At 52.9% G+C, this 20,826-nt stretch carries 21 protein-coding genes; 13 read left to right on the top strand and 8 right to left on the bottom strand.

Translation table 11 applies throughout. The features are described from left to right. Position 1: 1 nt before the first annotated feature. Positions 2–871, top strand: a complete 870-nt coding sequence (locus tag BM427_RS05250) for a sulfurtransferase (protein WP_090119822.1) — start codon at positions 2–4, stop codon at positions 869–871. Next, a complete protein-coding gene (locus BM427_RS05245; RefSeq protein ID WP_090119820.1) occupies positions 849–1,265 on the top strand; it encodes a pyrimidine (deoxy)nucleoside triphosphate diphosphatase in 417 nt (138 codons plus the stop codon). The genes BM427_RS05250 and BM427_RS05245 overlap by 23 nt, the downstream gene beginning before the upstream one ends. On the opposite strand, the gene BM427_RS05240 is transcribed toward BM427_RS05245, so the two are convergent. Continuing rightward, on the bottom strand, positions 1,231–1,524 hold the full coding sequence (locus BM427_RS05240; protein ID WP_090119818.1) for a DUF1496 domain-containing protein: 294 nt from the start codon (positions 1,522–1,524) through the stop codon (positions 1,231–1,233). The genes BM427_RS05245 and BM427_RS05240 overlap by 35 nt on opposite strands. A gap of 234 nt (positions 1,525–1,758) precedes the next feature. On the opposite strand from BM427_RS05240, the gene gdhA reads away from it, so the two are divergent. After that, positions 1,759–3,102: an NADP-specific glutamate dehydrogenase gene (gene gdhA, locus BM427_RS05235; RefSeq protein ID WP_090119817.1), complete on the top strand. Its 1,344-nt coding sequence runs from the start codon at positions 1,759–1,761 to the stop codon at positions 3,100–3,102. Positions 3,103–3,177: 75 nt separating this feature from the next. On the opposite strand, the gene BM427_RS05230 is transcribed toward gdhA, so the two are convergent. Continuing rightward, positions 3,178–5,127 (bottom strand): DNA topoisomerase III, encoded by a 1,950-nt coding sequence (locus BM427_RS05230; protein WP_090119815.1) that lies wholly within the window; start codon positions 5,125–5,127, stop codon positions 3,178–3,180. Between the two features lie 3 nt (positions 5,128–5,130). Beyond that, positions 5,131–6,174 carry a selenide, water dikinase SelD gene (gene selD, locus BM427_RS05225; RefSeq protein WP_090119813.1) on the bottom strand — a complete coding sequence of 348 codons (1,044 nt, stop codon included), beginning with the start codon at positions 6,172–6,174 and terminating at the stop codon, positions 5,131–5,133. Positions 6,175–6,453: 279 nt separating this feature from the next. Between selD and phoC the strand changes: the two genes are divergently transcribed. Further along, positions 6,454–7,200, top strand: a complete 747-nt coding sequence (phoC, locus tag BM427_RS05215) for an acid phosphatase PhoC (protein WP_090119811.1) — start codon at positions 6,454–6,456, stop codon at positions 7,198–7,200. 64 nt (positions 7,201–7,264) lie between these two features. Here the strand turns inward: phoC and BM427_RS05210 are convergent, their stop codons facing one another. Then, positions 7,265–7,816 (bottom strand): NAD(P)H nitroreductase, encoded by a 552-nt coding sequence (locus BM427_RS05210; protein WP_090119810.1) that lies wholly within the window; start codon positions 7,814–7,816, stop codon positions 7,265–7,267. A 162-nt stretch (positions 7,817–7,978) separates the two neighbouring features. Here BM427_RS05210 and sppA point away from each other — a divergent pair, with 162 nt between their 5' ends. From sppA to pncA, 3 genes are all read left to right on the top strand, one after another. Further along, positions 7,979–9,832: a signal peptide peptidase SppA gene (gene sppA, locus BM427_RS05205; protein WP_090119808.1), complete on the top strand. Its 1,854-nt coding sequence runs from the start codon at positions 7,979–7,981 to the stop codon at positions 9,830–9,832. Positions 9,833–9,893: 61 nt separating this feature from the next. After that, positions 9,894–10,910 (top strand): asparaginase, encoded by a 1,017-nt coding sequence (gene ansA / locus BM427_RS05200; protein ID WP_090119806.1) that lies wholly within the window; start codon positions 9,894–9,896, stop codon positions 10,908–10,910. Positions 10,911–10,920: 10 nt separating this feature from the next. After that, positions 10,921–11,562 carry a bifunctional nicotinamidase/pyrazinamidase gene (gene pncA, locus BM427_RS05195; protein WP_090119804.1) on the top strand — a complete coding sequence of 214 codons (642 nt, stop codon included), beginning with the start codon at positions 10,921–10,923 and terminating at the stop codon, positions 11,560–11,562. Positions 11,563–11,650: 88 nt separating this feature from the next. Here the strand turns inward: pncA and BM427_RS05190 are convergent, their stop codons facing one another. Both BM427_RS05190 and msrB read right to left on the bottom strand, forming a co-directional pair. Next, positions 11,651–11,926: a YeaC family protein gene (locus BM427_RS05190; RefSeq protein WP_090119803.1), complete on the bottom strand. Its 276-nt coding sequence runs from the start codon at positions 11,924–11,926 to the stop codon at positions 11,651–11,653. A 38-nt stretch (positions 11,927–11,964) separates the two neighbouring features. Continuing rightward, complete coding sequence (msrB, locus tag BM427_RS05185; RefSeq protein ID WP_090119801.1) at positions 11,965–12,378, bottom strand: peptide-methionine (R)-S-oxide reductase MsrB; 414 nt, start codon at positions 12,376–12,378, stop codon at positions 11,965–11,967. 343 nt (positions 12,379–12,721) lie between these two features. Between msrB and gapA the strand changes: the two genes are divergently transcribed. Then, the gene (gene gapA, locus BM427_RS05180) at positions 12,722–13,717 is read left to right on the top strand and encodes a glyceraldehyde-3-phosphate dehydrogenase (protein WP_017456513.1); all 996 of its coding nucleotides are present in this window, start codon (positions 12,722–12,724) and stop codon (positions 13,715–13,717) included. A 76-nt stretch (positions 13,718–13,793) separates the two neighbouring features. Beyond that, positions 13,794–14,678, top strand: a complete 885-nt coding sequence (locus BM427_RS05175) for a D-hexose-6-phosphate mutarotase (RefSeq protein WP_090119799.1) — start codon at positions 13,794–13,796, stop codon at positions 14,676–14,678. 44 nt (positions 14,679–14,722) lie between these two features. Here the strand turns inward: BM427_RS05175 and BM427_RS05170 are convergent, their stop codons facing one another. Further along, on the bottom strand, positions 14,723–15,580 hold the full coding sequence (locus tag BM427_RS05170) for an aldo/keto reductase (RefSeq protein WP_090119797.1): 858 nt from the start codon (positions 15,578–15,580) through the stop codon (positions 14,723–14,725). Positions 15,581–15,671: 91 nt separating this feature from the next. Next, positions 15,672–16,418, bottom strand: a complete 747-nt coding sequence (locus BM427_RS05165; RefSeq protein ID WP_090119795.1) for a MipA/OmpV family protein — start codon at positions 16,416–16,418, stop codon at positions 15,672–15,674. Positions 16,419–16,772: 354 nt separating this feature from the next. Here BM427_RS05165 and BM427_RS05160 point away from each other — a divergent pair, with 354 nt between their 5' ends. The 4 genes from BM427_RS05160 (at position 16,773) to BM427_RS05145 (ending at position 20,826) form a co-directional block, all read left to right on the top strand. After that, positions 16,773–17,909 carry a D-alanyl-lipoteichoic acid biosynthesis protein DltD gene (locus BM427_RS05160; RefSeq protein ID WP_090119794.1) on the top strand — a complete coding sequence of 379 codons (1,137 nt, stop codon included), beginning with the start codon at positions 16,773–16,775 and terminating at the stop codon, positions 17,907–17,909. A 129-nt stretch (positions 17,910–18,038) separates the two neighbouring features. Further along, complete coding sequence (locus tag BM427_RS05155) at positions 18,039–19,157, top strand: MBOAT family O-acyltransferase (protein ID WP_090119792.1); 1,119 nt, start codon at positions 18,039–18,041, stop codon at positions 19,155–19,157. Then, complete coding sequence (locus BM427_RS05150; protein ID WP_090119791.1) at positions 19,154–20,587, top strand: AMP-binding protein; 1,434 nt, start codon at positions 19,154–19,156, stop codon at positions 20,585–20,587. Before BM427_RS05155 ends, BM427_RS05150 begins: the two co-directional genes overlap by 4 nt. Positions 20,588–20,604: 17 nt before the next feature. Continuing rightward, entirely contained in the window at positions 20,605–20,826 is a 222-nt protein-coding gene (locus BM427_RS05145) for an acyl carrier protein (RefSeq protein ID WP_090119789.1), read from the top strand.

The raw sequence follows: 20,826 nt of genomic DNA, 5'->3' as shown, positions 1-20,826 counted from the left end.
CATGACGTCTGGCAACCCGTGGGTTACCGCGCAGTGGCTGGACGATTTACTGCGCCGCAATCCACCCGCCGAAACATGGCGGCTACTGGAAGTAGGCTATAACGCCGAACAAACCTATCGCGCTGGCCACATTCCCGGCGCGTATTACGTTGACACCCAGCTTTTTGAAAGCCTGCCGCTGTGGAATGTCGTGCCGCCCGACATGCTGCGCACCATGCTGTCTCGTTACGGTTTACACAGTGATATGACCGTCATTCTCTATGGCCGCGGCAACTACGCTGCCGAGCGGCTGGCGCAAATACTGCTGTACACTGGCATCAACGATATCCGTCTGCTAAATGGCGGATGGCTGAGCTGGCAACGCGCAGAGCTGCGGCAAACGATCGATCTGCCCCCCGCCATCACCCCTCAGGATTTCGGCGCACCGCTCCCTTCACAGCCACACTTTTTGCTTAACATGACGCAAACCCGACAACGGATGGCACAGCCAGAAACCGTGCTGGTTAGCGTGCGCAGTTGGGATGAGTTCAGCGGCAGTACCAGTGGTTATGACTATATTTCCACCGCTGGCGATATTCCAGGAGCACGCTGGGGACACGCTGGCGGCAACAGCCAGTTTATTGCTGATTACCATCATCCGGACGGTACTGTGCGTTCCCCGCAAGAAATTGCCGCACTATGGCAGCAGCAAAACATCACTGCCGATAAACAGGTGATTTTTTACTGTGGCACGGGCTGGCGTGCATCGCTGGCATTTTTGCTTGCCCGGGCACTCGGCTGGCCGAAGATCGCCGTGTATGATGGCGGTTGGTTCGAGTGGAGCCAGCGGCAGAAAATGGAGCAGACGGATGACAAACCTGAAAACAGTTGAGGTGGTCGCGGCGATCATCGAACTCGATGGCAAAATTTTGCTGGCGCAGCGCCCGCCGCATGCCGATCAAGCCGGGCTATGGGAATTTGCTGGCGGCAAGGTGGAAGCCGGGGAAACGCAGCCGCAGGCCTTAACGCGTGAACTGCGCGAGGAACTGGGCATTGACGCCCTGCCGGCTCGCTATGTCGCAAGCCACCAGCGGGAAGTATCCGGACGGATGATTCATCTACATGCATGGCATGTTGTTGCCTTTCACGGCGAGCCAACCCGCCATTATCACAGCGCTTTGTTGTGGTGCAAACCCGCAGATGCCCTAAAACAGAGGCTGGCACCAGCGGATATCCCGCTGCTGGAAGCATTTATGGCTTCACGCGACGCCAAACCAGCGGATTAGTGGAAATCGCGCGTTCATCGCGCTGGCACTGTAATAGCACACCTTCGGCTTTCACCACCGCGCCTTCACTGTAATTCTGATTACCATACACGCAGCATTGAATACACGGCTGCGTAGTTTGTGTCTGCCCGCCGGCGCTAAAGACTTCCGGAGGGACATTCACTTCAATTCCCGGTGAGGGTGAGGGTAAACGTTCGGCGAGCGCGCTGCCCGCCGCTGCTACCAGTAACGCTGCTGCTATCCACGATAAACGGGCCATAACTCTTCCTTTCAGATTGATGCCACGTATTACTATAACGGATCTCTTTCCCCCAACTTTAGTTTTCCCTGTTATCGTTTTTCATTATGACATTACATACATTATTAATTTGCCTGCCATGAGATATTTTCCCTTTCGGTATACGCTCTTATGAATGTTATAGTCCGAAAGCGCCCATTTTTTGCGCACTACAACCACAACAACCCCACCTAAAAATAAGAGACACTTATATCTATGGATCAGACACTCTCTCTTGAATCCTTTCTCGGTTATGTTCAACAGCGCGATCCTCACCAGCCGGAGTTCGCTCAGGCTGTGCGCGAAGTGATGACGACCCTCTGGCCGTTTCTTGACGCTAACCCGCGCTATCGCGAGCTGTCCCTACTGGAACGGTTGGTTGAACCGGAACGCGTGATCCAGTTTCGCGTGGCCTGGGTGGATGACCGCAACCAGGTTCAGGTCAACCGCGCATGGCGCGTACAGTTCAGCTCCACCATTGGTCCCTACAAAGGCGGGATGCGTTTTCACCCGTCGGTCAATCTGTCGATTTTGAAATTCCTCGGTTTTGAGCAAACCTTTAAAAATGCGCTGACCACCCTGCCAATGGGCGGTGGTAAAGGCGGTAGCGACTTCGATCCGAAAGGTAAAAGCGACGGCGAGGTGATGCGTTTTTGCCAGGCGTTGATTGCCGAATTGTACCGCCATCTTGGCGCGGATACCGACGTTCCGGCAGGCGATATCGGCGTCGGCGCGCGTGAAGTCGGCTTTATGGCCGGGATGATGAAAAAACTCGCCAACAACACTGCCTGCGTCTTCACCGGTAAAGGGTTATCATTTGGTGGCAGTTTGATCCGCCCGGAAGCCACCGGCTATGGCCTGGTTTATTTCACCGAGGCGATGCTTAAACGCCACAGTCTTGGTTTTGAAGGGATGCGCGTGGCGGTTTCCGGTTCCGGCAATGTGGCGCAGTATGCCATTGAAAAAGCAATGTCCCTGGGCGCGCGCGTGATCACGGCTTCTGATTCCAGCGGCACTGTCGTTGATGAAGCCGGTTTTACGGCGGAAAAACTGGCCCGTCTGTGTGAAATCAAAGCCAGTCGCGATGGCCGGATCGCCGACTATGCGCTGGAGTTTGGCCTGCATTATCTGCAGGGCCAGCAACCGTGGTCCGTACCCGTGGATATCGCTCTGCCGTGCGCCACGCAGAATGAGCTGGATATGGATGCCGCGCGAGTACTGATTGCTAACGGCGTGAAAGCGGTGGCCGAAGGGGCAAATATGCCCACCACCATTGCGGCAACCGAACTGTTCCTTGAAGCAGACGTGCTGTTCGCGCCAGGTAAAGCCGCCAACGCGGGCGGTGTAGCCACATCCGGACTGGAGATGGCGCAGAATGCGGCGCGGTTAAACTGGAAGGCGGAAAAAGTGGATGCCCGTCTGCACCACATCATGCTTGATATTCATCAGGCCTGCGTCCAATACGGCGGTGAAGGTAAACAGACGCACTATGTGCGCGGCGCCAACATCGCCGGTTTTGTGAAAGTCGCCGATGCGATGCTGGCGCAGGGTGTGATTTAATCAGGGCGCGAAGTTCAGTGAAGCGCCATCAGGCATTTCAGGGTGGCAACATACAGACCTTATCCGCCCTCAGATCTATGAAACAACGACGTCGCCGCCCGCCTCTGCTGATGGCGGGCGTTTTTTACTCCGTCCTTTGGCAAACGTTTTTTTCTTCTCGCTGCCCGGCGCAACCAGTCCGCGGAACTGACGTACCGGCGTATTACGCGCCTGGTGGATCAGTTCATGCAGTGTGCTGACCAGCGGCTGCATGAAGTCCTGATAACGGCACTCTTTTTCGCTGATTTTCGTCAGCACCGACTCCCAGTGCGCCGTCATATCCGGTCTGGCCGCCATCTCCGGCAATGAATGGATCAGCGCCCGGCCCGGTTCTGTGGCGTGAATGTAGCGCCCTTTTTTAACCAGAAAACTACGTTTAAACAGCAGTTCGATAATTCCGGCGCGTGTCGCTTCCGTCCCCAGTCCATCGGTGGCACGCAGGATCTTTTTCAACTCTTTATCCTGCACAAAGCGGGCGATACCGGTCATCGCCGACAACAATGTCGCGTCGGTAAAGTGGCGTGGCGGCTGTGTTTGACGGGCCACCACTTCGCCCTTCTCGCACAGCAGCTCATCACCCTTCGCCACCACGGGCAGCGGAGTGCCATCGTTCTCCTCATCGCGCTCTTTCGAACCCAACAGCGTTCGCCAGCCCGCTTCCGCCAGGAAACGCGCTTTGGCGATAAACTTGCCGTTGGCGATATCCAGATCGATCTGGCATTTCCGGAACACAGCATCCGGACAGAACTGCATCAGATACTGGCGAGCAATCAGGTTATAAACCCTGGATTCGTTATCGCTGAGATTCACTTTCGACGCCCGCGCAGTCGGAATAATAGCGTGGTGCGCATCGACCTTTTTGTCATCCCAACAGCGGTTGCGCGTATCCGGGTTGACCACTGGCTGCGGCAGCAGATCCGGCGCATGTACGCCAATTGCATTCATCACGGCATGGCGCCCGGCAAAGTGCTCTTCAGGCAGATAACGGCAATCTGAACGCGGATAAGTAATCAGTTTATGGGTTTCGTACAGCTTCTGGCAGATATCCAGCACGTTTTGCGCACTGAGACCGTAGCGTTTCGCCGCATCAATCTGCAATGACGAAAGCGAAAACGGTAGCGGCGCAAGCTCCGATTCGCGCTTATCGTTATACGCCGTAACCAGCGCCGGCTGGCCGGCGATGCGGCTGACCACATGTTCCGCCAGCGGGCGATGCAGCAGACGCCCTTCCTCATCCTGATACGGCTCGCAAGCATCACTCGGCTGCCACAGGGCGGTAAAGCGCTCCCCGCCAGGCGTGACGATATGCGCTTTCACCTCAAAGAAATCTTTCGCCACGAAGTTTTCGATCTCTTCGTCGCGGCGCACCACCAGCCCGAGCACTGGCGTCTGTACGCGGCCGACCGAGAGCACGCCCTGATAACCAGCATTGCGCCCCAGCAGCGTATAGGCACGGGTCATGTTGATACCGTATAGCCAGTCGGCGCGGGCGCGGGCCAGCGCCGAGACGCACAGCGGAATAAACTCACTGTTGGCGCGCAGGCGTTCGATCGCACGCTCCACCGCCTGCGGGTTGAGATCGTTAATCAGGCAACGTTGCACATGTTGACGTTTTTCCGGTGCCAGTTGCAGGTAGTCGATCACCTCGTCGACCAGCAACTGCCCTTCGCGATCCGGGTCACCGGCGTGCACCACCTGTTCGGCATTCGCCAACAGGCGTTTAATGACATTGATCTGTTTCAGCACCGACGGGCGCGGTTGCAGCTGCCATTTTTCTGGCACAATCGGCAAATCTGCCAAATTCCAGCGGGCGTAGCGGTTGTCGTAGGCATCCGGTTGCGCCTGCTCCAGCAGGTGACCGATACACCAGGTCACCACCTGACCATTACCGCACTCAATATAGCCATCGCCTTTGCGATGCGGTTTGGGTAGCACATCGGCAATGGCGCGGGCCAGACTGGGTTTTTCGGCAATAAATAACCGCATGAATTAACGTATCTCGATCATTGGACGACCGCCGCGAGCACTGACCAGCTCGCCAATGGCGCTCAGGTCAATGCCATACTCTGCAGCCGTGGCTTTTACTTCGTTTTCTGCTTCCGGCGACACAGCAAGCAGCAGGCCACCGGATGTTTGCGGATCGCACAACAGATCGCGCACAGACGGAGACATTTCGCCCATCAGATGACCATAGCTGGCGAAATTACGCTGCGTACCACCGGGCACGGCGCCTTTGGCAATATACTCTTCGACACCTGGCAGTTTCGGCACAGCCTGATAATTCACCTGTGCCTGGACGCCAGCACCCTGGCACATCTCGCTCAAATGTCCAAGCAGACCAAAGCCGGTAACATCGGTCATCGCTTGCACGCCCTCTATATTCGCAAAGGCTGCACCTGCAATATTCATCCGGCACATCACTTCTGTTGCCAGCCCCACATGCTCCGGCCTGAGCAGGGATTTTTTCTCGGCGGTGGTTAATACGCCAATGCCCAGCGGTTTAGTAAGGAACAGTTTGCAACCAGCCTGTGCAGTACTGTTTTTCTTCACTCGTTCTGTCGGCACTACGCCGGTAACGGCAAGACCAAAAATCGGCTCCGGCGCATCGATAGAGTGGCCACCTGCCAACGCAATACCCGCCTCCCGGCAGGCAAAACGCCCTCCGTCGATCACTTCACGGGCAATTTCCGGCGGCAGTTTATCGAGTGGCCAGCCGAGGATGGCAATCGCCATGATCGGTTTTCCCCCCATCGCGAAGACATCGCTGATGGCGTTGGTTGCCGCAATGCGGCCAAAATCGAACGGGTTATCGACGATAGGCATGAAAAAATCGGTGGTACTGATAATGCAAGTGCCGTTACCGAGATCGTAAACCGCGGCGTCGTCGCGCGTTTCATTACCGACCAGCAGATTGGGGTCGAGAAACTTCGCCTGCTCGCTGTGCAGAATGGTATCCAGCACTTTGGGGGAAATTTTACAACCGCAACCGGCTCCGTGGCTGTATTGCGTTAAACGAATGGCTTGCTCGCTCATGGACATCTCCTGTCATTGCAATCCCGCTATGGTAGCGCTCAAACGACATGGTGGTAAGTCTGCGTGTCTGAATTCACGCGCTATTGCTCATTAAGCGAACGAATAACACTATTTCGCTGCTGAGTATGTCGCCACATAACATCACTGAACTCAATACATCGGCCATTTTGCGATGCAGAGCAATTTTTTAAGCCGTGAGTTTATTTATTACTGTTATATGACAGAAATATTACTTATCTTTTCACCTGAGGATGTCATTGATAATTAAAGGAATCGAAAATGAAAAGACGTTTAGTTACCCTCTGCATTGCCAGTTTATTCTCTGTTAATACCTTTGCGCTTGTCCCTGCGGGCAACGATGCCACCACCAAACCAGACCTCTATTACCTGAAAAATACGCAGGCGATTGACAGCCTGGCGCTGCTGCCGCCACCGCCGGAAGTGGGCAGCATTGCCTTTCTCAACGATCAGGCGATGTATGAACAAGGCCGCCTGCTGCGCAACACTGAACGCGGCAAACAGGCGGCGGTTGACGCCAACCTGAGCAGCGGCGGCGTCGCCAACGCCTTCTCGACGGCATTCGGTTCAGCAATTACTGAAAAAGATTCCCCGCAATTACATAAGCTCCTGACCAATATGATTGAGGATGCGGGCGATCTGGCGACGCGCGGTGCCAAACAGAAGTACATGCGCATCCGCCCGTTTGCCCTCTATGGTGTGCCGACTTGTAATACCAAAGAGCAAGATGAATTGTCGAAAAACGGCTCTTATCCTTCTGGACACACCTCAATTGGCTGGGCAACCGCATTGGTGCTCGCAGAAATTAACCCGCAGCGTCAGGATCAGATCCTCAAACGCGGATACGAACTGGGGCAAAGCCGGGTGATCTGCGGCTACCACTGGCAAAGTGATGTTGATGCCGCGCGGATCGTCGGGTCTGCCATTGTTGCCACGCTGCACACCAGCCCGGCATTCCAGCAGCAATTGCAGAAAGCCAAAGAGGAGTTTGGCGCGAAGAATAAGTAACGAATTAATAAAGCAGGGCGGATGGCGCTAACGCTTATCCGGCCTGCGAAAAGAGATGCGGTGATTAAAAATGCGTTACGAACGGAGTCATATCCGGAACAGCAACGGTGGTGGAGGCTTTCAGTTGCGGTGTACCGAGATACAGAAATCCGACGATTTTGTCCTGCTCGCGGCAGGCGAACGCCTCGCGTACCTGCGGGCTGTCAGTGAGCGGGCCGGTACGCCAGATACCATTGAACCCCTGCGCCAGCGCCGCCATCTGCATCGCCATCACTGCGCAGCCAGCAGAAAGCAGTTGTTCCCACTGCGGCACTTTATGATCCATTTCACATTTAGCAACCACAGTGATAATCAGCGGCGCGCGTAGCGGCGAAGTGCGCGCTTTCTCAATACCCTTCTCATCCTGGCCCGCCGCAATCGCGCCCTGCTCCAGCACCTTACCTAAACGTTCGCGCCCTTCGCCGTCGATAACGAAAAAGTGCCACGGTTGCAGCGTACCGTGATCGGGCGCGCGCATACCGGCACGCAGAATGTTATCCAGTTGTTCACCGGCTGGTGCCGGTTCCGCCAGGCGTGACGCGCTACGACGGTTGACGAGTAGTTCGAGTGCATCCATTAGTTAAACTCCTGTATTGAAATTTTTTCTTAAAATTAACACGGACGTAGAATTTGTTACAGCACCGCAGCCGATTCCTGCTGACAAGAGGCTGCGGGGTAATTAGGATAACCACACTTCGCCGCCCGGGCAGCGGTGGCCTAAACAAACCAGGGAGAATACATGCGAACACTTTGGCGTTTTATTGCCGGTTTTTTTCGATGGAGCTGGCGATTGCTGAATCTTATCCGCAATCTGGTGTTGAACTTGTTCTTTATCCTGCTGGTCCTGGTGGGTGTCGGGATCTGGATGCAGGTAAGCGACAGCAAAACCGAGCACAGCAATCGCGGCGCATTACTGCTGGATATCACTGGCGTGGTGGTTGATAAAACGTCAACCAGCGGACGTCTGGGCGCATTGGGCCGGCAGCTCTTTGGCGCCAGTTCCGATCGCCTGCAGGAGAATTCGCTGTTCGATATCGTTGAGACCATTCGCCAGGCGCAGCACGATCGCAATATCACCGGTATTGTGATGGATCTAAAAAACTTCGCCGGAGCCGATCAACCATCAATGCAGTATATCGGTAAAGCGCTGCGCGAATTCCGTGACAGCGGTAAACCGGTTTACGCGATTGGTGATAACTACAGCCAGGGCCAGTATTACCTTGCCAGCTTCGCCAATAAGATCTGGCTGTCGCCGCAGGGCGTAGTGGATCTGCACGGTTTCGCCACCAATGGCCTCTACTACAAGACGCTGCTGGATAAACTGAAAGTCACCACGCACGTGTTCCGCGTCGGCACGTACAAATCTGCTGTTGAACCGTTTATTCGTGACGATATGTCTCCTGCCGCACGCGAAGCGGACGGCCGCTGGATCAACCAGCTGTGGCAAAACTACCTTAATACAGTCGCAGCAAACCGCCAGATCACGGCACAGCAGGTCTTCCCTGGCGCGCAGGCTATGCTGGACGGTCTGCGCAAAGTCGATGGTGACACGGCAAAATACGCGCTCGACAACAAGCTGGTGGATGAGCTGGGTTCCGCTACCGACGCCGAAAAAGCGATGACCAAACAGTTTGGCTGGAGCAGTGAAGATAAAGACTTCCGCGCCGTCAGCATGTATGACTATCAGACGAAGAAACCGAGCGATGCTGGCGGTACCATCGCTGTGATCTTCGCTAACGGGGCTATCATGGATGGCGAAGAAACGGCGGGGAATGTCGGTGGCGACACCACGGCCGCACAGATCCGCGATGCGCGTCTTGATCCAAAAGTGAAAGCGATCGTCCTGCGGGTAAACAGCCCTGGCGGCAGCGTCAGCGCCTCTGAAATCATCCGTTCTGAACTGGCGGCAGCAAAAGCGGCCGGAAAACCCGTGGTGGTATCCATGGGTGGCATGGCTGCCTCCGGCGGCTACTGGATCTCGACTCCGGCAAATTACATCATCGCTAATGCCAGCACACTGACCGGCTCGATTGGTATTTTTGGCGTGATCAATACACTGGAAAACAGCCTCGATACCATCGGTGTGCATACCGACGGTGTCGCCACGTCGCCTCTGGCGGATGTCAGTATGACCAAAGCGCTGCCTGACGAAGTTCAGCAGATGATGCAACTGAGCATTGATAACGGCTACAAGCGCTTTATCACGCTGGTCGCCCAGTCACGCAACAGCACGCCTGAGCAGATCGATAAGATTGCACAGGGCCATGTCTGGACCGGTCAGGATGCGAAAAACAACGGTCTGGTTGATGCGCTGGGCGATTTCGACGATGCGCTGGCGAAAGCCGCAGAACTGGCGAAACTCAAGCAGTGGCATGTGGATTACTACGAAGAAGAACCAGGCTTCTTTGATCGGATAATGGACAGCATGACTGGCTCCGTCCGTGCGATGCTGCCGCAAGCGTTGCAGGCTTACCTGCCTGCGCCGCTGGCCAGCGCTGCGCAGGAAGTAAAAGCCGAAACAGACAAACTGGCGGTGTTTAACGATCCACAAAATCGTTACGCACTCTGTCTGAACTGCGCCAATATCCGCTAAACTCAGCTCACACGTCCCCTCTACCGGAGGGGATTTTTTTAGATGCGGCAAGAACGAAACCATGCAAAAGAAATCTATTTACGTTGCCTACACCGGCGGCACCATCGGTATGCAACGCTCAGAACACGGTTATGTGCCGGTCTCTGGCCACCTACAACGTCAACTGGCGCTGATGCCGGAGTTCCATCGTCCGGAAATGCCGGATTTCACCATTCACGAATATGCCCCGTTGATGGATTCTTCCGATATGACGCCGGAAGACTGGCAGCATATTGCTGACGATGTAAAAGCGCATTACGACAAGTACGACGGTTTTGTCATTCTGCACGGTACCGATACCATGGCGTACACTGCCTCAGCACTGTCGTTTATGCTTGAAAATCTTGGTAAACCAGTCATTGTGACAGGGTCACAAATCCCCCTCGCCGAACTTCGTTCCGACGGGCAAATTAATCTGCTGAACGCGCTGTATGTGGCGGCAAATTTCCCGATTAACGAAGTGACGCTGTTCTTCAACAATCGTCTCTACCGCGGCAACCGCACCACCAAAGCACATGCGGACGGTTTTGATGCTTTCGCTTCGCCGAATCTGCCGCCTCTGCTGGAAGCCGGTATTCACATTCGTCGCCTCAATACGCCACCCGCACCGCATACGGTGGGAGAGTTGATCGTACATCCTATTATCCCGCAGCCGATTGGCGTAGTGACGATTTATCCGGGGATCTCCGCCGATGTGGTGCGTAACTTCCTGCTTCAGCCGGTAAAAGCATTGATTCTGCGTTCCTATGGTGTGGGAAATGCGCCGCAAAACGGCGAGTTCCTGAAAGCTTTGCAGGATGCCAGCGCGCGCGGCATCGTAGTGGTTAACCTGACACAGTGCATGTCCGGCAAGGTCAATATGGGCGGATACGCTACCGGTAATGCTCTCGCCCACGCCGGAGTGATTGGCGGCGCGGATATGACCGTCGAAGCCACACTGACCAAACTGCACTACCTGCTGAGCCAACAGCTTGATGCGGACGCTATACGTACCGCCATGATGCAAAATCTGCGCGGTGAACTGACACCGGATGAGTGAGGAAGTTTGTATGACGCAACGTGCTCTACTGTTGGTCGATATCCAGAATGATTTTTGCGCTGGCGGTGCCCTGGCCGTGGCCGAAGGCGACAGCACGGTGGATATCGCCAATACCTTGATCGACTGGTGCAAATCACGCGGCGATGCGGTACTGGCAAGCCAGGACTGGCACCCCGCTAATCACGGCAGCTTTGCCAGCCAGCACGGGGTTGCGCCATTCAGTACCGGCGAGCTGGACGGCTTAGCGCAAACATTCTGGCCGGATCACTGCGTGCAGAACAGTGAGGGCGCGGCGCTGCACCCGCTGCTGGATCAGCAGGCAATTGATGAAGTGTTCCGCAAAGGTGAAGATCCGAAGATCGACAGTTACAGCGCGTTTTTCGATAACGATCATCGTAAAGCTACGGCGCTGCACGGCTGGCTGCAACAGCACGGTATTCGCGAATTAATCGTGATGGGGCTGGCTACCGACTACTGCGTCAAATTCAGCGTGCTGGATGCGTTGCGGCTGGGCTACGACGTCAGCGTGATCACCGATGGCTGCCGGGGCGTCAATATCCAGCCGCAAGACAGTACGCAGGCATTTATGGAGATGGCGGTAGAAGGCGCCACGCTCTATACAGTGGCGGACTGGCAGGAAACACACGCCTGAGGCATAGCCGGACGGCAGCTATTACCTGTCCGGCTTACGGTTTTACAGGCCAGATAAGGCAAAGCAGCCCTCCGGCATCGTGCGCCGCTTATGACTTAAACGTCGCTATCGGCTTCGGCGCAATGCCGAAATCCTCTTTCAACTGCTGCTTACTTTTCATCACCATTTGCCCATTGGTGTCGATGGTCATGTGCTGCGCCTGCGTATTGTTGCGCGCCTGCCATAACATCACCAGTTGCAGGCTGTTCTCTTTTTGCTCCGACGTCAACGCCACGCCGTCTGGCCACTTGCCTAATTCAACAGCCGTCGCCAGTCGCTGGTAGATCTCCGGCGTCATACTGTTAACAATTTGTTCGAGATCCATATTAGTTATCTCCGTGGAATAATAGCTGAATCGATTTTTCAACCAAGAGTCTGGGTACCGTCTTCATCATCCGTGAAACTCAGCGAGGCGGAGTTCACGCAATAACGCTCCCCGGTCGGCTGTGGGCCATCCGGGAAGACATGGCCCAGGTGCGCATCACATTTCCCGCAGCGAATTTCTATGCGCTGCATGCCGTGGGAATAGTCATTGATGTAGCGGATCGCGTCTTCGCTCACTGGTTCGAAAAAACTCGGCCAGCCACAGCCAGAATCATACTTCGTTTGGGAGTTGAACAACGCAGCATCGCACACCAGGCAATGGTAAACGCCATCACGTTTGTTATGCAGCAGATGACCGGTGAAAGGGGGTTCGGTGCCGTGATTTTGCGTCACATAAAACTGCATTTCAGTCAGATTTTTTTTCAGGTCGTCTTCGGAGGAATTCTTCGGCATATGCTCACATCTCGCGGTAAAAGTAAGACCATTTTTTCCAACGATTCTAACAAAACATTAACACTAGAGTCCTAACTTTTGTTCTAAACTTAGCAGTTGCGATAAAGCAGCCAGGTAATTGTGACAGGTTTCACATTTTTATCCTGTCTGCCCTTTAAAATCCCACGCGGCGCCTCCATGTGGGGAGGATGCTCAAAGGAAGAGTGAGGCGAGTCAGTCGAACAAAGGTTATGCGGAGGATTGATTTGTCGCAATGATTGACACGATTCCGCTTGACGCTGCGTACGGTTTTTGTAATTTTACAGCCAACCTTTTATTCACTAACAAATAGCTGGTGGAATATATGACTATCAAAGTAGGTATCAACGGTTTTGGCCGTATCGGTCGCATTGTTTTCCGTGCTGCTCAGGAACGTTCTGACATCGAAATCGTTGGTATCAACGATCTGTTGGACGCTGAATACATGGCGTACATGCTGAAATATGACTCCACTCACGGCCGTTTCAACGGTACCGTAGAAGTAAAAGACGGCCATCTGGTTGTTAACGGTAAAACCATCCGTGTTACTGCTGAGAAAGATCCGGCTAACCTGAAATGGAACGAAATCGGCGTTGACGTTGTTGCTGAAGCTACCGGTATCTTCCTGACCGATGAAACTGCTCGTAAGCACATCACTGCTGGCGCGAAAAAAGTGGTTCTGACTGGTCCGTCTAAAGACAACACTCCGATGTTTGTTCGTGGTGCGAACTTTGACAAATATGCTGGCCAGGACATCGTTTCTAACGCATCCTGCACCACTAACTGCCTGGCTCCGCTGGCTAAAGTTATCAATGACAACTTCGGTATCATCGAAGGTCTGATGACTACTGTTCACGCAACCACCGCAACTCAGAAAACCGTTGACGGCCCGTCTCATAAAGACTGGCGCGGCGGCCGTGGCGCATCCCAGAACATCATCCCGTCCTCTACCGGTGCAGCTAAAGCTGTAGGTAAAGTACTGCCGGAACTGAACGGCAAACTGACTGGTATGGCGTTCCGCGTTCCGACTCCGAACGTATCTGTTGTTGACCTGACCGTTCGTCTGGAAAAAGCAGCCTCTTACGAAGAAATCAAGAAAGCCATCAAAGCCGCTTCTGAAGGCCCGATGAAAGGCGTTCTGGGTTACACCGAAGATGACGTTGTATCTACCGATTTCAACGGTGAAGTTTGCACTTCCGTGTTCGATGCTAAAGCAGGTATCGCACTGAACGACAACTTCGTGAAACTGGTTTCTTGGTACGACAATGAAACCGGCTACTCTAACAAAGTTCTGGACCTGATCGCTCACATCTCCAAATAAGTTGAGATGAGAACATGATCTGAAAGAGCGACTTCGGTCGCTCTTTTTTTTGTTTTCAAGACAGAGGATTGCGTTAATGATTACAAAAATTTTTGCACTTCCGGTACTCGAAAAAATTACCCCAACGCTTACCCGCCGTAAAATGGACGAACTGGATGTGTTAGTCGTTGAACATCCGCAGGTTAAAGCTGCCTTTACCTTACAGGGTGCACATCTGCTCTCCTGGAAACCGCAAAGCGAGCAGGAGGTTTTGTGGCTGAGCGACAACACCCCGTTTAAAGATGGCATCGCAATCCGTGGCGGTATTCCGGTGTGCTGGCCCTGGTTTGGTCCCGCAAAACAGGAAGGACTGCCTGCACATGGTTTTGCACGCAATCTGCCGTGGACGCTGAAAGCGCATAATGAAGATGCAAACGGAGTGGTGCTGACTTTTGAACTGCAAAGCAGCGGTGCCTCGCGCAAATTCTGGCCGCACGATTTTACCCTGTATGCACGTTATAAACTTGGCGCAACCTGTGAAATTGAGCTGGAAGCCCACGGGGAGTTTGAAACTACCTCAGCCCTGCACACCTACTTCAACGTTGGTGATATCGCCGCGGTGAAAGTGAGCGGCCTGGGCGATCGCTTTATCGATAAAGTGAATGACGCAAAAGAAGATGTGCTGGCCGATGGCGTACAGACCTTCCCGGATCGTACCGATCGCGTCTATCTGAACGCTGAAGGTTGCAGCATAATTCATGATGCCGCGCTGAACCGTGCGATTGAAGTGACCCATAGCCATAACGCCAACGTGGTGGCCTGGAACCCGGGTCCGGCGCTCTCCGTCAGCATGGCCGACATGCCAGACGATGGTTATAAAACCTTTGTCTGCGTGGAATCGGTCAATGCGACCGTCGTGCAAAAAGCGACCGCCGAAAAACCGTCCCGCCTTGCACAGAACATCCGCGTGATTAAACGCTGATCCGCTGCCTACCCTCTCCCACAGGAGAGGGTTAAAACGCCTTATTACACAACATCGAGCGGCGTTTTACGTTTGGGTGCCGGGAACGCGTTATCGAGTCGCACCAAATCATCCGCACTGAGTACGATTTTCAATGCTGCCGCATTTTCCTCGACGTGCGCTACGCTCGCCGCTTTGGGAATTGCCATCACTCCCTTATGGCTGATGACCCAGGCCAGCAGAATTTGCGCCGCGCTGGCGTGATGTGCATGGGCGAGATCCTGCACCACACGACTTTCCAGTAAACCCTCTCGCAGACGTCCGGCCTGCGCCAGCGGGCAATACGCCATGACAGGCATCGCCTGTCGCTGGCACCAGGGCAGTAAATCGAATTCAATGCCACGGGAGCCAAGGTGGTACAGCACCTGATCGGTAGCACAAGTCTTACCGCCGCTGATGCGGGAAAGTTCCTGCATATCGCTGTAATCGAGGTTGGAGACGCCCCAGCGGCGGATTTTGCCCTGCTGCATCAACGTTTCCATCACCTCGACCGTTTCGCCAAGAGAGTAGTTGCCGCGCCAGTGCAGCAGATAGAGATCGAGTGCGTCGGTTTTCAGGCGACGTAAGCTCGCTTCACAGGCTGCGATCGCTTTTTTGCCGGCAGCATTCCACGGATAGACTTTTGAAACCAGAAACACCTTATCGCGCAAACCGCCCTGTAATGCTTCGCCGACAACCTCTTCAGCACCACCTTCCGCGTACATTTCAGCGGTATCAATCAGCGTCAGCCCTAGATCAATGCCTGCCCGGAGCGCATCCACTTCTTTTGGCCGCGTACGTGAATTTTCGCCCATATACCAGGTGCCCTGGCCGATCGAGAGTAGCGTTGCGTTACCGGTAAAAACGATATTTTTCTCTGCCATTTTCTCCCCCAGCGATAAATGCACCACCGTAAAACAAAACAGGGCCAAAGGCCCTGTTTAGATGCACAGATTACGCTATTCAAATGCACAATCAGAAGCGGTAGGTCACGCCCGTAAATAACAAGCCAGTCCAGGATTTATCAACCATTGGACTATCTTTAATTTCATTCGACAAATGGGTATAGCGGCTACTGCCGTAGATGCTCCAGCTATCGGTCAGGCGGTAACTGACGCTCAGCTCAAGATACGGGTTCCAACTGCTGCCCGGATCGTAGCTGTTTAAACCGCTACGACGCGCCTCAGAATCCGAGACGCCATAATAGTACGCGTTCTGGTTATCGCTATTCCACTCAACGCCAATCCCCGGCGTCACCGTCAGACCGCCGTTGTGGTAAGCGTACAACCACGCGGCATCCCAGGTCATACCGTTGCTGTTATCCAGCACATCGCCAGCCAGCGTGGTGCGCAGAAAACCATACGGCGTGTTATGGATATACGACAGCCCCGCCATCATGGTCGCCTTACGGAGATCTAACTGGCGTAACTGATTGTTATTACTGTCTTTTGGTTTAAACCGAAACGGCGAGTAATAGGCTGTAATCGACAGTTTATCCGCATCATCATTCCACAGATAGTAGCCGCCACCGAGGCCACGAAACCAGAAATCATCGCCTTCATAGGTGATCACCGGAACAGGCAGTACATCCCTGTCATACTGTTTGTACGGCATTTCCACGACGCCGACACCAGCACCCAGGGAAAAGGTATTTTCTGCATTCGCCGCAAAGGCGGAACCAGCAGTCAGCACACCCAGTGCCAGGAGTTCGAGTTTGGTCACAGTCCTTTCTTTCCTGTAGTCAAATAATTGGCGCTAGAAGTTTATAACTGCTCACGACATTCTGCCCAAAATCTTTACCAGAACATTACAAAAAAGGCGCTAATTGTTCATAGCGCCTCACCTGGCGTATCCTGTGCGGCCAAATGCAGCCGCGCCCTGCTCAACAAAACTGCGGTGTGCCGTTTCTGAAATGACTGCTGATAAATGACGCGCTGTACATACTGTTACACGGCAATACTCATCATTCTCCTGCGGCTGGTATATAGTGTCGCGGAAACAAAGTTCCCTTTAACTGTGACGTTAAAAAAACAACAATTTTGAAACATAAGAACATCATGTAATTTCACGTTTATAATGAAAATCCAAAATACTTTTTGCCTACATTTCCTGATGGCACTTCTTGCCGTCCTGTTCCTTTGTATTCATCCGCTGATGAGTAGTTATGCACCGCCGCTTAAATTCCAACCGCTGATTGAATCTATGGAGGGAACGACAAAAGAGCAGGCGGAAAAAATAGCGACTATTTCCCATGCTTTACAGGGTAATGCGATTTTTTTCATTGGTGCATCGGAAGTGGCCACCTCCGAGGATGAACCTTACGCTGTATATAATTATCTGAATAATGATTTACATCGTAATGTAGTTGCCTTTGGCGACAGTTTTGATGACAGCATCACCCATTTTCTTCTGCTGTCACGCTTTAAAGATTCTCTTAACGCAAACAGCAAAGTGGTTTTACTGCTGGCCCCCGACAGTTTTTATTCTGCTGGTGTGCCTCCCACTATTTTTGCTAACAATTTTCCGGCTCCGGTGTTTAATCCATTAATGCAGGATGAACAGACACGCCCATTTTTGGTCAATTACTTACGCAAAATAGATAAAACACAAACCAGCCATTTAACATTTGAACAAATGAAAATCTCTGGCTGGGACCTGGACAATATCTGGCAAGAAGTGAGTTATGAATTTGCCCGGTTCTGCACGCTGATAAAAAACGACTGGCTGGCGATGCTGCACATTGTCCCTTCACCAGCTCGGCCATGGCCGGTACAACCTGCCGTTGCGATCACGCCGGACTGGGATCGCGAACTGGCGCATGCCCGCAAACTTAACGAGGCGCGTCAGGAAAGTGCCGATACCTTGTGGATGGATAAAACGGTCTATGAGCCGGGAGAAAAACCGGAAGTGTGGGACGACTCACCCGTTGAACCCGAACAAATGAAAGCGTTTCGCGCCATGATCAAGTTACTGAAAGAGCGCCACGTGCAGGTGGTGGTTATTATCGATGCAATTAACCGGCGCGCTGTGCAAAACCCTGAACTCGTCCAACCTGCGGTAACTCAGACGACGGCTATCCTGAAAGAAAATCAGATCCCGTATCTTGATATGTATTCAATGCCCTACCAGAACGGCTGGAACTGGGATCGCCTGCATCCTACCGATCTCGCATGGATCCCCATGGACCGCTTTATCATTGAGAGTTTTAAATGATGAAATACGCTATTCGCCTGTTTTTCCTTTACCTCTTACTGGCGGTCACCATTATCGCGTGGTCCTCTGTTGATGAAAGCATGAATTTAAAAGTGCACTTTGAATATCAAAAGTTCTGAGGAATGAATGATGTACAGCTCCGGAACCTTTTTCTTCGTTCTCTTTTCTTCGGCGCTGCTGTTTGCGCTGGTTAACCGTGTGCTGCGTTATCGGTTAACTTATTTGTCCGCTTTTTCCGTGCTGGCGGCATTCGGCTGGGGATATATATTTCAGGGCGATTACATTGTCCCGGTTGCGGTTTTCCTCAGTTTTTATATTCTCGTGACCCTAAAAGAAAAAGGCTGGTTAAAAACCTGGCAAGCGGTAAGTTTAACTCTGCTGCCCTTGTTCGCGGTGAAATTACATTTAAATAATCACTGGGGAATGATTGGCTTATCTTTTATGACCTTCCGCGCCATTGATGTCCTGCTCTACCGTAACAAAAAAGATGGCACCAACATTTTGCATTACTTCTGTTACCTGTTTATGCCGTTTATTATTCTGGCCGGCCCGATGTATCGCTGGCGAACATGGATCACCGATATTAATAAACCGGTATTTACGTTGACACGTGAGCAATTTCTCATTGCTGCGGAACTCATCTTTACCGGCATTATCCAAAAATTTTTATTTGCTATGCTGATTGATACTCTGATCATTCAGCCCTGGAGCCATCGTCCATTTACCTTAAGTGTTGGCATTGTTATGTCGCTGGCTTATAGTGCCTACCTCTATTTTGATTTTGCCGGTTACAGCAATATGGCGATCGGTGCCGCACGCTTGTTTGGTCTTAACATTCCGGCGAATTTCAATATGCCCATTCTGGCGAAAAACCCACAGGATTTCTGGCGCCGTTTCCATATAAGCCTCTCCGAGTGGTTGCGCGATGTGGTCTTCATGCCGATTTATATGAACTTAATGAAGCTCGACTTTTTCCGTCAAAACAAGACGCTGGCGCAGAATATCGGTATTTTCTGCACGCTGTTTTGTATGGGGGCATGGAACGGGCTCGAACGGCACTATGTCATTAGCGGCGCGTTGTTTGGCGCCATTTCAGTTGCACACAATATGTTGCAATGGTCAGCAAAGCGCAACCCGGCACTGAACCGTTGGTTGCAATATCCCGTGATGCTCTTTTTGGGACGCCTGCTAACGCTCGCAAGCGCTGCGGTATCCCTTTACATTTTTAGCGGAATGTCCCCCCTATGAATCTTCAATCTGATCTCCAGGCGCTCCAGGATTTCCTGCGTGCAGCATTACTCGATCCCGCCCGCCCGCATCAGTTAGCGATCAGCGGCAGCGACGAAACATTAACCTGGCAACAACTCTCTGTAGCGGTAACAGAGTGGTTACAGCGCTATCAGCAATGCCAACCCAAAGCAGAAACGCCGGTGGTGTTATATGGCCACCAGCAGGCGGAATTCGCTGTGGCAATCTATAGCTGTCTGCTCCATAACATTCCCTATATTCCGGTGGACTGCATCTATCCTCAGGAAAGAATGAAGGAGATTTGCCACCTCGCCAGCGCGCCGTACTACTACGACGTAGCGGCCCGGCAGTTTGTGCCAACCGGTGAAAGCGGCCAGTCGCTGGCGGAGCCGGATCTCGCCTATATCATGTTTACTTCTGGTAGTACCGGTAAACCAAAGGGCGTGCAGATTGGGCGTGAAAGCGTGTGGCATTTTATGCAATGGGTAAGCAAGGATTTCGCTTTGCCGCAAGTGCCAGTGCTGATGAACCACGCCCTGTTCAGTTTCGATCTCTCGTTGATTCCATTGCTGGCGAATCTGGCAACTGGCGGCCACATTGTGCTGAATGCCAAAGAGGCTATCGCGGAGGAAGACTGGCTCACCAGGCTGAAAAATAATGCTGTCTCGGTCTGGGTTTCCACGCCCTCTTTTGCCTACCAGAAATTGCTCTCGCCGCAGTTCAATAGCGACTTTTTACCTACCCTCGACGTGTTTATCTTTATCGGCGAGGTGCTTAACAAAGCGCTGGTTAAACAGCTGCGTCGCCGTTTTCCGCACGCCAGGATCCTCAACTCTTATGGTCCGACCGAAGCGACTATCGCCACCACTGTGGTTGAAATTACCGATGAGATAATGAACCGCGAGAACAACCTGCTGCCGATCGGCACCATGATGCCGGAATCCAGAATGGAGATTACTGCCGAGGGTGAGCTGATAATTTGGGGCAAAAACGTGATGCGCGGCTATCTCGGCCTGCCGCAGGAAAACGCAGAAAAATTACTGCGTCGGGAAGGCGAAGCCTGGCGCGGCTATAAAACCGGCGATCTCGGCTATGAAGATGGCCTTCTTTACTGTCAGGGACGCAATGACAGCCAGATCAAACTCAACGGCTACCGCATTGAAATCAATGAGATTGAAAACCGCCTGCTGGCGATGTCCGGCATTCGCGAGGCGGTAGTGCTGCCATTGATGAAAACGGGCGGCGGTGTACTGCGTATCGCGGCATTCTGCGTAACGAAACTGGCACCTGACGCTATCAAACATTCGCTTTCACAGGTGGTACCCTCATACATGGTACCGTCGCAAATCATTATCCAGGACGCTTTGCCGTTGAATCCTAACGGTAAAATCGACCGTAAACTGCTGGACAGCCACGCTCGCAGCAACTGATTACACAGGAAAAGACAATGGAACAAGAAATTCTCGCGCTGTTTGAAAAGATTCTGTCCCGCAAAGTGGGCTTTCATGATGAGCTGATCGAGTCCGATATTCTCGACTCCATTCTCGCGGTAGATATGGTTCTGGAAGTACAGGATATTTACGGCTGTATGATCCCACCGACGGAAGTCGCCAGCGTGCTGAAAACGCCCGCCGATTTAGCGCGCTACGTTGAAGAGCACCGCAGTTGA

This window comes from Kosakonia arachidis (genome assembly GCF_900116535.1).
Classification (GTDB): Bacteria; Pseudomonadota; Gammaproteobacteria; order Enterobacterales; family Enterobacteriaceae; genus Kosakonia; species Kosakonia arachidis.
The sequence above is the reverse complement of the archived record's forward strand: the minus strand, read 5'-3'. Positions and strand labels throughout refer to the sequence as shown.

Coding starts and splice junctions, on each gene's coding strand:
- BM427_RS05250 (WP_090119822.1), top strand. CDS start 2: ATGACGTCTGGCAACCCGTGGGTTACCGCGCAGTGGCTGGACGATTTA.
- BM427_RS05245 (WP_090119820.1), top strand. CDS start 849: ATGACAAACCTGAAAACAGTTGAGGTGGTCGCGGCGATCATCGAACTC.
- BM427_RS05240 (WP_090119818.1), bottom strand. CDS start 1,524: ATGGCCCGTTTATCGTGGATAGCAGCAGCGTTACTGGTAGCAGCGGCG.
- gdhA (WP_090119817.1), top strand. CDS start 1,759: ATGGATCAGACACTCTCTCTTGAATCCTTTCTCGGTTATGTTCAACAG.
- BM427_RS05230 (WP_090119815.1), bottom strand. CDS start 5,127: ATGCGGTTATTTATTGCCGAAAAACCCAGTCTGGCCCGCGCCATTGCC.
- selD (WP_090119813.1), bottom strand. CDS start 6,174: ATGAGCGAGCAAGCCATTCGTTTAACGCAATACAGCCACGGAGCCGGT.
- phoC (WP_090119811.1), top strand. CDS start 6,454: ATGAAAAGACGTTTAGTTACCCTCTGCATTGCCAGTTTATTCTCTGTT.
- BM427_RS05210 (WP_090119810.1), bottom strand. CDS start 7,816: ATGGATGCACTCGAACTACTCGTCAACCGTCGTAGCGCGTCACGCCTG.
- sppA (WP_090119808.1), top strand. CDS start 7,979: ATGCGAACACTTTGGCGTTTTATTGCCGGTTTTTTTCGATGGAGCTGG.
- ansA (WP_090119806.1), top strand. CDS start 9,894: ATGCAAAAGAAATCTATTTACGTTGCCTACACCGGCGGCACCATCGGT.
- pncA (WP_090119804.1), top strand. CDS start 10,921: ATGACGCAACGTGCTCTACTGTTGGTCGATATCCAGAATGATTTTTGC.
- BM427_RS05190 (WP_090119803.1), bottom strand. CDS start 11,926: ATGGATCTCGAACAAATTGTTAACAGTATGACGCCGGAGATCTACCAG.
- msrB (WP_090119801.1), bottom strand. CDS start 12,378: ATGCCGAAGAATTCCTCCGAAGACGACCTGAAAAAAAATCTGACTGAA.
- gapA (WP_017456513.1), top strand. CDS start 12,722: ATGACTATCAAAGTAGGTATCAACGGTTTTGGCCGTATCGGTCGCATT.
- BM427_RS05175 (WP_090119799.1), top strand. CDS start 13,794: ATGATTACAAAAATTTTTGCACTTCCGGTACTCGAAAAAATTACCCCA.
- BM427_RS05170 (WP_090119797.1), bottom strand. CDS start 15,580: ATGGCAGAGAAAAATATCGTTTTTACCGGTAACGCAACGCTACTCTCG.
- BM427_RS05160 (WP_090119794.1), top strand. CDS start 16,773: ATGAAAATCCAAAATACTTTTTGCCTACATTTCCTGATGGCACTTCTT.
- BM427_RS05155 (WP_090119792.1), top strand. CDS start 18,039: ATGTACAGCTCCGGAACCTTTTTCTTCGTTCTCTTTTCTTCGGCGCTG.
- BM427_RS05150 (WP_090119791.1), top strand. CDS start 19,154: ATGAATCTTCAATCTGATCTCCAGGCGCTCCAGGATTTCCTGCGTGCA.
- BM427_RS05145 (WP_090119789.1), top strand. CDS start 20,605: ATGGAACAAGAAATTCTCGCGCTGTTTGAAAAGATTCTGTCCCGCAAA.